Annotated in this window: 12 protein-coding genes; 3 read left to right on the top strand and 9 right to left on the bottom strand. The window is 38.7% G+C overall.

Features of this window, described 5'->3' with window-relative positions:
- Positions 1-102: 102 nt before the first annotated feature.
- The 8 genes from ybeY to PLH43_RS01220 all read right to left on the bottom strand — a co-directional run bounded on the left by ybeY (position 103) and on the right by PLH43_RS01220 (position 8083).
- The gene (ybeY, locus tag PLH43_RS01255; RefSeq protein ID WP_324359257.1) at positions 103-591 is read right to left on the bottom strand and encodes an rRNA maturation RNase YbeY; all 489 of its coding nucleotides are present in this window, start codon (positions 589-591) and stop codon (positions 103-105) included.
- Between the two features lie 76 nt (positions 592-667).
- On the bottom strand, positions 668-2872 hold the full coding sequence (locus PLH43_RS01250) for an HDIG domain-containing metalloprotein (RefSeq protein ID WP_324359255.1): 2205 nt from the start codon (positions 2870-2872) through the stop codon (positions 668-670).
- Positions 2873-2912: 40 nt separating this feature from the next.
- Positions 2913-3905 carry a PhoH family protein gene (locus PLH43_RS01245; RefSeq protein WP_324359253.1) on the bottom strand — a complete coding sequence of 331 codons (993 nt, stop codon included), beginning with the start codon at positions 3903-3905 and terminating at the stop codon, positions 2913-2915.
- Entirely contained in the window at positions 3906-5102 is a 1197-nt protein-coding gene (yqfD, locus tag PLH43_RS01240; RefSeq protein WP_324359251.1) for a sporulation protein YqfD, read from the bottom strand.
- A 15-nt stretch (positions 5103-5117) separates the two neighbouring features.
- Entirely contained in the window at positions 5118-5435 is a 318-nt protein-coding gene (gene yqfC / locus PLH43_RS01235) for a sporulation protein YqfC (RefSeq protein WP_324359249.1), read from the bottom strand.
- Positions 5436-5500: 65 nt separating this feature from the next.
- A complete protein-coding gene (gene pdaA / locus PLH43_RS01230; protein WP_324359247.1) occupies positions 5501-6460 on the bottom strand; it encodes a delta-lactam-biosynthetic de-N-acetylase in 960 nt (319 codons plus the stop codon).
- Positions 6461-6668: 208 nt separating this feature from the next.
- Complete coding sequence (locus PLH43_RS01225; RefSeq protein WP_324359246.1) at positions 6669-7370, bottom strand: DUF881 domain-containing protein; 702 nt, start codon at positions 7368-7370, stop codon at positions 6669-6671.
- Positions 7370-8083, bottom strand: a complete 714-nt coding sequence (locus PLH43_RS01220) for a DUF881 domain-containing protein (RefSeq protein WP_324359244.1) — start codon at positions 8081-8083, stop codon at positions 7370-7372. Before PLH43_RS01220 ends, PLH43_RS01225 begins: the two co-directional genes overlap by 1 nt.
- 221 nt (positions 8084-8304) lie before the next feature.
- On the opposite strand from PLH43_RS01220, the gene PLH43_RS01215 reads away from it, so the two are divergent.
- The gene (locus tag PLH43_RS01215; RefSeq protein WP_324359242.1) at positions 8305-8925 is read left to right on the top strand and encodes a hypothetical protein; all 621 of its coding nucleotides are present in this window, start codon (positions 8305-8307) and stop codon (positions 8923-8925) included.
- Positions 8926-9008: 83 nt separating this feature from the next.
- Positions 9009-9326, top strand: a complete 318-nt coding sequence (locus PLH43_RS01210) for a hypothetical protein (RefSeq protein ID WP_324359240.1) — start codon at positions 9009-9011, stop codon at positions 9324-9326.
- A 95-nt stretch (positions 9327-9421) separates the two neighbouring features.
- Here the strand turns inward: PLH43_RS01210 and PLH43_RS01205 are convergent, their stop codons facing one another.
- A complete protein-coding gene (locus tag PLH43_RS01205; RefSeq protein ID WP_324359238.1) occupies positions 9422-11884 on the bottom strand; it encodes a mannose-1-phosphate guanyltransferase in 2463 nt (820 codons plus the stop codon).
- Between the two features lie 349 nt (positions 11885-12233).
- On the opposite strand from PLH43_RS01205, the gene PLH43_RS01200 reads away from it, so the two are divergent.
- Positions 12234-12557 (top strand): carbohydrate-binding protein, encoded by a 324-nt coding sequence (locus PLH43_RS01200; RefSeq protein WP_324359236.1) that lies wholly within the window; start codon positions 12234-12236, stop codon positions 12555-12557.
- Positions 12558-12616 lie beyond the last annotated feature (59 nt).

Raw genomic sequence — 12616 nt, 5'->3', positions numbered from 1 at the left:
TCTTTGAGATATCTTTACAAATCCAATATTAGTTCCGGTTTTATTTTTATCGGCTATATCCTATTTCCAAATTACCGAAACTTCTGTTTTTTTTAAAGCCTCTTAATGCCTCTGAAGGTTTAAACTTTTAAGGATGACATCTTGTTTCTCAAACATCTTTTTTTCCCTTTCATAAGTATCATGGTCATAGCCTAAAAGGTGAAAAACACCGTGGGTTAAAAGGAAAATCAGCTCCCTTTCAAAGGAATGTCCGTATTCTATGGATTGCTCCTTTGCCTTTTCCATAGAAATCAATATGTCACCCAAAATGATTCGTCCTTCGTCCATATCAAAATCTCCCTGACTTGATTTTATCACTCCTTCATACATATCTACAATAGGAAATGACAAAACATCCGTCGGTTTGTCAATATTTCTTTGTTCAAAGTTTATCTCTCTTATTTTTTCATTGTCCGTAAGAATTATACTTACTTCGTACGGGTACTCAAATTTCTCATGTTCAAGGCACATTTTTACAGCCCTTTTCATAAGCTCAAAAATCTCATCTGTGACTTCAATTTTATCCTGTATGTTTTCAATGAATATTTCCATATATTTTCACCTTTTACTCGTTTTGTATATCATAGCAGTACTTTTGGATTTTTTCGTAATTTCCCGTTAAAAATGCTTATTCCAAAGAATCAGAGTCCTCATTTTCGTTTTCAAACTCCACTTCATTGGGAGCATTTTCAATACCGTCTTCTTTTTTCTTTATATCAGGATACTCCTCCCTTGCATGAAATACCCCGCTAAAGACCTTTATAAACGCTTTTGCGATACTGTCCAAATCTTTTAATGTAAGACTGCAATGGTCAAGCTGTCCGTCATCCAGCTTGTCCTTAATTATTTTTCTGATAAGCCCTTCAATCTTTCCTTCCGTCTTGTCGGTCATAGACCTTACAGCAGCTTCAACAGAATCTGCCAACATAACCACTGCTGCCTCTTTTGTCGTGGGCTTTACCCCATCATATCTGAAATTTTCCTCTCCGACATTCTCCGATTTTTCCGTTACTTTTGCCTTGTGATAAAAATATGCCACCAAAGTGGTTCCATGATGCTGTAAAATTATATCCCTTATCGGAAGAGGTATTTTGTATTTTTTCGCCATCTCATTACCGTCATGGATGTGAGATGTAATAATAAGAGTGCTTAAATTTGCTGTCATATCGTCATGGGGATTGCCGTTCATTTGATTCTCAATAAAGAAATTCGGCCTTTTCAGCTTTCCGATATCGTGAAAATAAGCTCCGACTCTTGCAAGCAAAGCATTTCCCCCGATAGCTTCGGTAGCAGCCTCGGCAAGGTTGCCCACCATCAGGCTGTGATGATATGTCCCAGGTGCTTCCATAAGCAGCTTTTTTAAAAGGGGCTGATTGGGGTTGGCAAGCTCTAAAAGCCTTAAAGGCGTAATTACATTAAAGGTACTCTCAAGAAACGGCAAAAGTCCTATTGTGATTACCATAGACATTATTCCGTTTGCAAACACGAGGCCGCATTCTTTTAGTACCGTTTCCCATCCGGCCTTGTATATAATATCTATGGCAGCCACTAAAAGCACATTAATTGCCGAAACAATAATTCCCGCCAAAGAAAGCCGGTTCCTTTTATTTGCCTTTGAAACTATGAAGGCCGAAAAAGTTCCCGTTATAAGAGCCATATAAATAAACTTGAAATCATTGTTTATCATCAAGGATATTGCTATGGTCAAAACAATATTGACAGCAATGGCAAGCCTTAAGTCAAGCAAAATAGATATAAGCATTGTAGCTATAAATATGGGAATAAGCAAAGAAGAATATTCATAAACCCATCTGGCGATAAAAAGTATCATAAGAATGACAACGGACAGCAAAATCAAATCGGTTCTGTTGTAATATACTTTTTTGCAGAAGTTATGCATATACAAAATCAGCATCAAAGACAAAAAAAGTATTATAGCCAGTATTCCGCCTGCAAGAGAAAAGTCGAATCTGCTCGTTGTTTCAAGAAGATTCAAGTCCTCCAGTACCTGAAGCTTGTCCTGTGTTACTACATCACCGACACTTAGAATCTTTTGTCCCTTTTTTATTGTCTCGATATTCCTAGGGTCATTGTAAGCAGCATCTCTCCTTGCCTTTGTAAGCTCATCATCAATAGTCCTGTTTGGTTTTAGAATAAAATCCGAAACTGTAAGGGCAACATTCTTAAGTTCATATTTTATTTCACTGCTAAAAATCCCGTCTTTTAGCTCATTTATCCTTTCTTCAAGGTTGCCCTCGGTTATATCCTTCCTCATTATGTCATTGACTTTACTTCGAATTGCAACTTCAAGACTGTTTATATCTTCTTCACTTGCATTTGATATGAGATAATCAATCTGGGCAACCTCAAGCTCAATGCCAAGCTCTCCAATACCTTCTTCAAATGCGGCCTTTGTCTCGTTTAGCGCATTTAGCGCAAGCTCTTCATAGCGGCGGCTGCCGGAGATTGAAGAAATCCTCGAATTGTAAGAGTTTTGGGCCTCGTCGATCAGAAAAAACAACTTGTCAACGATATTTATAACTTCTATGGGTGCATTCGGTATATCCTTCATAACCGGCAAGACTTCCGAAGCAGCTTTTCTTGCATTCTCCTCAGTCTTTACGGTATTTACAATGTCCCTGGGGGAAAGAATGTCATATTCCGATATTGCACCTACACTAACTCTGTATTTTCTCGGGGTTGCGCCGTTCAATACTATAAGAAATGCAAGAATAATTGTCACAGCAGCAATAAAAAACCTCTGAATGCGTTTATTCTTGTAAAAAGCCTTTTTATTGCCGTTATTATTGCCCTTCTCCTTGTCTTTTGCCATAATAGTGTTCTCCTCCAGTCAAGAAGCTGCATAAATCCTTCTAATGGTTTTCTCTCCTGTTGTTTTCCTTCCTGGTCTTGTCATATCTTTCATATGCCTGGATAATCCTCTGAACCAATTCGTGCCTTACCACATCCATATCGGACAATTGGACAAAAGAAATACCCTTTACATCCCTTAATATTTTCATTACCTCCACAAGACCCGATTTTTTGTCCCCCGGAAGGTCTATCTGGGTAATATCACCGGTAATGACAGCCTTTGAACCAAATCCTATTCTTGTCAGAAACATCTTCATTTGCTCCGGGGTGGTATTTTGCGCTTCGTCAAGTATGATGAACGAATCGTCCAAGGTCCTTCCCCTCATGTAGGCAAGGGGCGCAACTTCTATCATACCCTTTTCAAGATATTTGTGATAAGTTTCGGCTCCCATCATTTCATAAAGCGCATCATAGAGAGGCCTCAAATACGGATCCACTTTGTTTTGCAAATCTCCCGGCAAAAATCCCAGCTTTTCTCCGGCTTCAACCGCAGGCCTTGTAAGGACTATCCGGTTTACTTCCTTGTTTCTGAAAGCAGTCACCGCCATAGCCACGGCAAGAAATGTCTTTCCCGTACCTGCCGGACCTATACCGAATACTATGTCATTTTCTTTTATTGCATCCACATAAACTTTCTGTCCGTGGGTCTTTGCTTTTATTTGTCTGCCTCTTGCCGTAAGGCAGATGCAATCCGCCGAAAAACCTTTAACCTTATCCAACTGGTTCTCCTCGGCCAACTGAACAAAATAACTCACATTCTGCTTTGATATAATATCTCCTTGAGCCGCCATGCTGATAAGCCTCTTTAAAACCGTCTGGGCTTTATACACTCCGTCACTGTAGCCGACAACCCTTATTTCGTTGTCTCTTGAAATAATCTTTACATTGAAAGCGTCCTCAATTATATTAATATTTTCGTCAAAATTTCCAAAAAGGTTCATAGCATGCTCAATTCTGTCAAATTCCAAAGAAACTTCTACAAGACTTTCCAATCATTCTCCTCCATTCTCTTTTGCAACTCCAATATCCTCCAAGCATTCTATAATAACATCCGCCACAATCTCACCGTTTTCATTTTCAATGAAATCGACCCTTCTGTCAACTATCTTGGCTCCTTCGGGAATATTTTTTGCAGCTTTCTTATATGCAATGCTTGCAGCATTTTCCTTGGCATCTTCCAAAGAAATATCGGCTTTTACCGAATCGTTTTCATAATATCTTTCAATCACAAGCCCGAAAGGCAGAACAAATTCTTTGCCTATTGAAAGATTTTTTTCAATTTTCACCTTTTCAAAATCATTAAAATCTACCTCTTTGTGAAATAAAGCAATCTCTTTAGAAAATAAAACCAAAGTCAGATTGTCTTTAGTTCTTCCGGTTCTCACCTTCTCAACAACTTCAAGCTCCACCGGCTGCCTGCCCTCATACCATGTCCTGGCAAGCACCTCTCCCATCGCATGCACCCTTTTGGGGTTGTTTTCCGCCCCCTTTATCGGTATACTTCCCGATATAAGAAGCTGGCCTTTCCTTACTGTATCGCCCTCTTTTACTTGTGCCTGACCGATTTTTACAACTATGGACTTTATTACACCGTCTTTTTTCGCCACAATATCGCAAGGCTCGTTCAAAGGAACAATCTGTGGCCGCTTGACCCCCTCAGCCACTTCCACTTTTATCTTTGTACCCCTCACCAGCACATTTACATAGGAAAGCCCGTCTACGTCCAAAATTATATTGCCTGCCACTTCCTCGGGGTTTATCTTATATTTTAACACTCCGGGCTTTACTCCATGCGCGGCAAGGCTTTTTAAAATAAGGTCCGTTTCAATATTCTTATTTCCCGTTACCTCAACACTCCACACAAAGGATGTCATTATATAAAATAACACAATAAATACCGCTGCACCAAGTAAAAAAGTTTTCCTGCGCCGGTATCTGTTTAGGAAAAAAGGCAAACCTCTTTTCTTGAGTATCCTTATCCTGCATCCTGTCTTTTTTGCTACGGGTTTTAGCATTTTAAAGCCCCGGATGCTGACTTTCAGCGTCATTTTGCTGCTCTGTCTTCTTTTGATATCCCATAGCAAAATTTGTCTTCTCGTGCATATATTTACAAATTTCTCTAAGAAATATCCTTCAACAAATATAATAACATATCCTCTTATATAATTCCATAACCTAAATAGCAACATTTATATTCCCCCGAGCTACTTTAGAAATTCCAGGGAAAGGATTTCTCCGTCTATCATAAGGTCCTCCGACGTAATCTCCTTGATAACAAGACTCTCACCCGTAACCCTTATGGTTCCTTTCCCTGTATTTACCCTTATTTTGTTATTGTCGTATTCTATAATTCCCTTATAGTTTTCCACGACAAGGTTTTTATTTCCGAACATTGTTATTTTAGGCAGGTCCAATACAATCTCTTTCGGCAGTTCCAGCAATTCTGCCATTCTCTCTTTAAGATTTGATTTTTGCTCTTCCCCCTTGCGTTTTTTGGCTGATTTCTTTCTTTTTTCGGGCATAAATCTTCTCCTTCAAAATACATTCTCCACCAATATTAAATTTATGCTTTTGGGAATGCATTGATTCATTTATCAGGTATCAGGTCATTTACATCCCCAAATTCAAATCCCTTCTGTCTCGCTCCTTTAATAATCATATCAAGGGCATCCGCATTGTCCTTTGACACTGCGTGCAAAAGCAGCACCGCTCCATTGTGAAGATTATCCATAACTTTGTTGTAAGCATATTCCGGCCCTCTTACTTTATCCCTGTGCCAATCATCATAAGCAAAGCTCCAAAACATGTTGGTATAACCCAATTTCTGCGTTATGGCAAGGGTTCTCTCACTGTATTCCCCTTTTGGCGGTCTTAGAAATTTCATGTTGATGCCGAATTTTTCATGAAAGGCTCGGTCAAGACCTAAGATTTCCTCCTCAAGTTCTTTGTCCGAAAGACTGGGAAGACTGGGGTGATGTATGGTATGATTTCCTACCACATGGCCTTCTTCCACCATTCTCCTTACCAAATCCTGATGCTCTTTTAGATAAGGTCCGGTTATGAAAAATACAGCCTTCACATTGTTGTCCCTAAGAACATCAAGAATCTTTGGAGTATATCCGTTCTCATACCCTTCATCAAAAGTAAGGTATATCACCTTCTTTGAGGTATCCCCCAAATAAACTCCTCCGTATTTTGACAAAAGCTCCGGAGCCCCCGGGTCTGCATCGGGAGTTTTATCGTATCCCCTTCTGGCTATTCCCCAACGAAGAACCTTGTTGCTGTATCCGCCGCTCACAGGAATCGCTTCTACCTCTGCAAACACATCCTCGTATTCTTCATAAGGTACCTCGTCTATCACTCCGTCACTTAGCATACCGGTAATCTCCGTGGAGAAATCCAGATTATCAAGGCTCACAGAAAACACTCCACCCATGTCCGGAAGCTTCAGGCTTTCTTCCTTCCTTCCTTTTAGAAAGCTTATTGTTAAAAGTAAACATACAGCTACTACTAAAACAACTGCCCCTTTCAGCAATCCTTTTTTCATTGTACAAGCCTCCCTATAAAAACAGTGCAGGCCTTAAATTATGCACTTTAAACATAGTACAAAATTTAAGGCCTACAATATTTATATATTGGATTTTCCAAAAAAATAACCTGTTCTTCTTACTTAAAACCGATTTTTATAGAAAGAGGCTTTCCTAATCGTAACAAATCGGTAAATGTCCCCACACCCAATAAGTGTCAGGTAAATATTACAACGGATTAAGGAGATTGTATTTTAACACAGAACCGTCGTCCCTTACCTTCGGTATTGTAATCTTATCCACTTTGTTTACACTGATTTTGTATCCAAAGCTGTCTCGAAAAATCTCTACCACACCACCTAACATATTTAGAGCGTAGTCGAGCTTTTCGGGATCCGCAATGGCTTTTATAACATAAGGCGGATATATCTGCCTTCCGTTTATAACCATATACGGTCTTGTATATCTGATTTCCGTCATAGCCACAACCCGTTCGTCATTTATTGATATGGCCTGAGCCTCTGCCGCCCTAAGCTCGTTTATAAGTTTCAACAAATCTATGTCATACACAATCTGATAATCACTATCTCCATCATCCAAAACTATCTCAATGCCGGGACCTTGGACATCAACCAGACCGGCAAGCATCCTGGCCCTTGCAAGCTGCTCTCTTATACTCTCTTCAATCTGTTTATTGTTTCCCGCAGCATCGATATATTCCGACAACTGTGCCTCCAACTCTTCATTTCTTGCTCGCAAATTCTCATTATTCTTTTTCTCTTCCAAAAGCTCCTTTTGCAGGTTATACAGGTTTTTTGTCTGACTTGCCGACACCTTTTTGTTGCTTTCAATGCTTTTATATTGCCAGGACAGCATAATTCCCAATATAATACATATCATGGTAATAAACAAATTTCTAGCAAATTTCATTATTCAATCACCTCCAAGCCGTCAACCAAATTGTTAATATCTCCGCCATACTTCGGTATTACTATATCTTTTGCTATGCGAACTTCAAACTTTTTGTCAAACATCAAAAATTCACTGGCAATAGGACTGTTTACAAGGGCGTCATACAACTTTTTGGGGTCTCCTATAGCCTTTATTTCGTATGGAACCGGATACCTCGTTCTGTTTATACGCACCGTAGGTCCGGCACAAATTATTTCGCTTGTGGATATAATCCTCTCATTGTTAACCGATATAGCCTGTGCCCCTGCTTTTTTGAGCTCATTTAAAACCTCTACAATTTCAACGTCATGAACAACGTAATTATCAATATTTCTTCCCAACTGCTCGGAAGCATCTGCCAAATGCACAATCACTCCGTTTCCCATTACATCTGTAAGACCTGCCGCAAGCTTCACACTTTCCCACTCTCTGGCAAGCTCATTGTCATTTCTTCCTTCCATAAACATCTTAATGTATTCATCCTGCTTTTTGATGTTTTCATCGATTTCTTCTCTAAGTTTGCTCCCTATAAGTTTTTCAGTTTTTATTTCATTTTGGAGATTCTCAATCTGATAAGCAACAGAAGGCTTATTCTTCTTGGAATTTAAAACACTTCTAAACTGGACGGATAAAAGTATCCCAAAAACCATAAACAAAACTGCCAAAATATAGCTTTTGTCATTTATTTTCATACCCCAGCTTCCTTTTCTCCGTAGTAAAATACAACCATTTCTTGAATTTAAAAAAAATATTCGATAATTTAATTCTACATTAAAAATACACTATTTCAAGTACCAATATATAAATTTCTTTTTATGTCACTGAATTTCAAATTCCAAATGAGTGATATATTGTCTAAACTCCGGTTATACTAAATAAATCAGATTAAACAAGTATCTTGGAGGTGGATTTAATGCTTTTAAGCTTGCTTACGCAAAAATTAAGCTTTAGAGATATTAGTACATCCTTCGATAACGTTTTGGATAATGCGAAAGCTTCAAGCGGCGGAGAAAGGGATGTAAAATTCCTTAAATTCCTAATGGACAATAAACTTCTCGTACAGGAAGAAGCTTGTCTTTTAAGGACAATTACGGACTTTAAAGAAGAGATATTCATCAGCAAATACAAAAAAATGAACCACGAAAGCACCCAACATTATATTAGCAGGGTAATGTTAACACAAGAGCTTGAAAAACTCGGAATACAAACATTACCAAGTGCTGATGCCGGGAACATGAATATACTTAGGGCAAATGCAAACTATGACATTGCAGCTAAAGATTTAAGCTTTATTATGGACATTGGACTTACCCCGGCAAGAAACTTTTTCAGGGGCCTTACCGATACGAGGGTAAAATATTACTTTATCACCACATATTTTGATGACTACATGGACGACATAGTATTCTGCTGCCTAAAAAGAGCAAAAGATGAAGCTTTTCTTGATGCCGTAAAAGATTACGAAGACGGTTTTAAAATGTTTATTCCCGAAAAATCCTTGTCCGTTGACACCAACACCCTTCCTTCCCGGTGACACATTATTTTTTCATTTTTGCTTTCACACTCTTTTTTGTGGTATATAATAAATGTTAATATAGTAAGCGGAGGGTGGTTTTAATGTTCTATCAGATAAGATATCAAACAGGGGAAATTGAGGATATGGTAGCTGAAATGAAAAAGGGCGGCATTCCTTGTATGGATGTTGACGATATGGATGAATTTAATTGGGTGGTAAAAAAACTCGAGGAATATAATATTTACCTTGCAAAAAATATCCCCTTTGACAGGAATGCAAGGGACAGGGTTAACGAGCCCGAATTTGAATTCAGAGCTGCATTTTCGTCCGCTAAAGATTCAGAGGATAACCTTATGTACATTGACTTTTATTTCGAACCTTATGTGGAAAAGGATTATGACCCAATATTCGGGGATTGATTTAGGCAAGAATACTTAAACTTTGACTTATTAATTTTAAGGGGGCATCAAAGCCCCTCTTTTTTTGCACAAAAACAGTTTTTATATTACTTTAGTTATTTTTGACTTATTTCCTTTACTTTGTTCACATAGAAATTTGTAAGCTCTTCCGCAAATTCAGCGGAATAGCTTTCGCTTTTAACTTTGCATACCGGCTGCTCGGCATCGGGCAGAACCAATACCCAACCTCCATCTTTGAATATTTTTACTCCTTCAAGGGTTTCAATGCTTTGACTCTCATTTTCCTGAATAATCTGTCTTATAACCTTGCCCTTTGCATTCCATGAGCATTCAACCTCTTTTTCACTTACATAAAAGTCCGGTATCATATTCACAAGGTCGGAAAGGCTGTAGTTTTCCGATTTCATGAAATCAAGAATTTTTACAAGTCCTGCAATCGCATCAAAATGCAGCGTAAACTGTTCATATACGTTTTCCTTTATTTCATTTCCCAGTATCTTGTTCATAACATCCTGAGGAGACGTTTTTGTTCTTATTACTTTGCCGTTGTTTTGCTCAGCCAGTTTATCCACAACCGAGCTTGTGGAAATCGGCACAACCACAGTTCCTCCCTGGACGGTTTTAAACATAATCAATGAAATAAGGGCCGTAAACATATCATCCGATACAACCCGCCCGTTATTGTCCACCAGCATCATTTTTTCGGAAGTATCTTCAATCGATACACCCAAGTCATAGTTTCCCGTTTTTATCACACCGGTAAAATAGGTCAACTCATGGGAGCTTTTCCAATTTTTTGTTGATTTTATATTCTGTAAATCCAAAGAGGTTTTTTCAACCGTACAGCCAAGATTTTCAAGCAAATTGCTCACAGTACCTAAAATGAACTTGGACGAAGAATTCAGCACTATACGATAGCCAAAATCTTTCGAACGGGTGTTGTTTATTATGTTTCTCAAATAGTATCCTGTGTAATCGGGTATTACTTCAACATCGTTAATGGCCCCTCCCTCACATCTGCTGAAATCTTCTCTCTGGAAAGCATTTTCAATTTTTCTTTCCACCGATCTTTCTATGTTGCTTCCGTTCTTATCCAAAAAATCTACAGTGAGCCGGCCAAAATTTTTGCTTGAGGTACTTATATGAATTCCTCCGTCCGCTCCGTAAAACCTTACGGCAGATCTGGCAACCGGCAAATGAAGAACCCCAAAGTCCAAAACTTTAAGTCCTGCGGAAAGCACCCCCGACATAAAGGACATCTTCAGCATCTTTGCAGAAGCTGAGTCGTCAGAGCTTACTCCTATTTTTCCCTTGACTTTAAAAATAGCTCCATAGGCAGCACCAAGCTTTGAAGCGTATTCCGGAGTAATATCCACATTTATTTCCCCGGCAACTCCCCTAAAGCCAAATATGGATCGAACAAACTTCGATCCCCACACAAGGTTTGAGTTTACTTCAGTCCCTCCCTCGACAATCTTGTTAGGCCATATTTTTATGCTGGGCTTTATCACCGCATTTTTTCCTATTTGAGTATCATCACCAATGACTGAATTTTCAAAGGCTGAAGCTCCTTCCTTGATATTAACCTTGTTGCAAATTACTGCTCCCCTAAGCTGGGCATTACTGTCAAGTATGTTGTTCTTCCAAAGAATACTTCTTTTTATGCCGCATCTCTCACCTATAATATTATTGTCCCCCAAAACGGAATAACTGCCCACAACAGAATCTTTCTTAATTCGCGTATTTGCTCCAATGACACAAGGTTCCTCCATTACAACGTTTTCCTCTATGACACTTCCTTCTCCTACCCATACCCTGTCTCTAATCTTGTTTCCCGGTATGTTTACTTTCACTTTGCCGTCCAAAACATCCATATGGGCTTTGCTGTAAGCCATAAGATCGCCTATGTCACACCAGTATTCATCGGTGATATACCCATACATGGGTCTGTTTTCGCTCAAAAGTATGGGAAACAAATCCTTGCTGAAGTCAAACATTTCGCTTTTGTTAAAATACTTCAAAACCTCCGGAGACAGTATATAAATACCGGTGTTTACAGTATCGCTGAACACTTCTCCCCAGCTTGGCTTTTCCAAAAACCTTGTTATTCTGCCATTTTCATCGGTGACAACAACTCCGTATTCCAAAGGTATGTCAACCTTCTTTAATACAAGTGTGGCAATTGAGCCTTTGCTGTAGTGATAATCTATTGCTTTTCCCAGATCGATATCCGTCAACGCATCTCCGCTTATCACTAAGAATGTGTCATCCAAAAACTCCTCGGCATTTTTGACACTTCCCGCTGTTCCCATAGGTTTTTCTTCAACATAATATCTTAAATTTATTCCAAAGTCCCTGCCATCTCCAAAATAGTCCTTTATCATATCCGGCAAATATTGCAGGGTGACCGCAACATCCGTAAATCCATATTTCTTCAGCAACTCAATAATATGTTCCATAACAGGCTTGTTGACAACAGGTACCATCGGTTTTGGCCTATTGCATGTAAGAGGTCTAAGTCTGGTACCTTCCCCTCCCGCCATGATAACTGCTTTCATTATATTCATCCTTTCATAGATTTCTTGCATAAATTTAAAAAAGCTATATAAAGTCCTTGATAGTAAATCTCTTATTTAAAGCTTTTGTAAAACCGGCTACTTTAATTCGTTTTAATTTTAATCAGCTTTGCTATTTTTTGTTTTCTGCCCAAAAGCTTTAACAAGTCTTTTTATTATGTTCTTTTGATGCCGAAATATTACATGAAACAGACTCGACTTTAAATACCAGTATTTTTTCACAGCAATCATCAAATAATAAAAAACCTCTACAGGTTATAAATTTTTTTAAAATAGCCTGTCAGAAATTATTAATGATAATATATTGTCTATTATGAATGGAGGAATGATTATGCCAAGAAACACCAAGGCAAATAACGAATATATGTCCAACGGTATCAGTATAAAGCCCGCTGTTCCTAGCGCCGGAGAAAATTTAACCATAATGTATGACGGTCTTCTTTCCAAAAGCGGTGCATCCCATGTATATGCTCACGTAGGCTTTGACAGCAACTGGAATCATGTTTATGACTATCCTATGATAAAGACGCCAATGGGATTTGAAGCAACAATACCCGTTAAGGAAGCCGATACCTTAAACGTCTGCTTCAAGGACTGTGCAAACAACTGGGACAACAACTGCGGAGCCAACTACTCCTTTGATATATCCAAATAAAAAGTTTTTCTTGCATTTCATTCCGAAGCTCTATACAAGAAAGCAGGGGCAATCGAAAA

The sequence above is a fragment of the Acetivibrio sp. genome (assembly GCF_035371925.1).
GTDB lineage: Bacteria > Bacillota > Clostridia > Acetivibrionales > Acetivibrionaceae > Hungateiclostridium.
The sequence above is the reverse complement of the archived record's forward strand: the minus strand, read 5'-3'. Positions and strand labels throughout refer to the sequence as shown.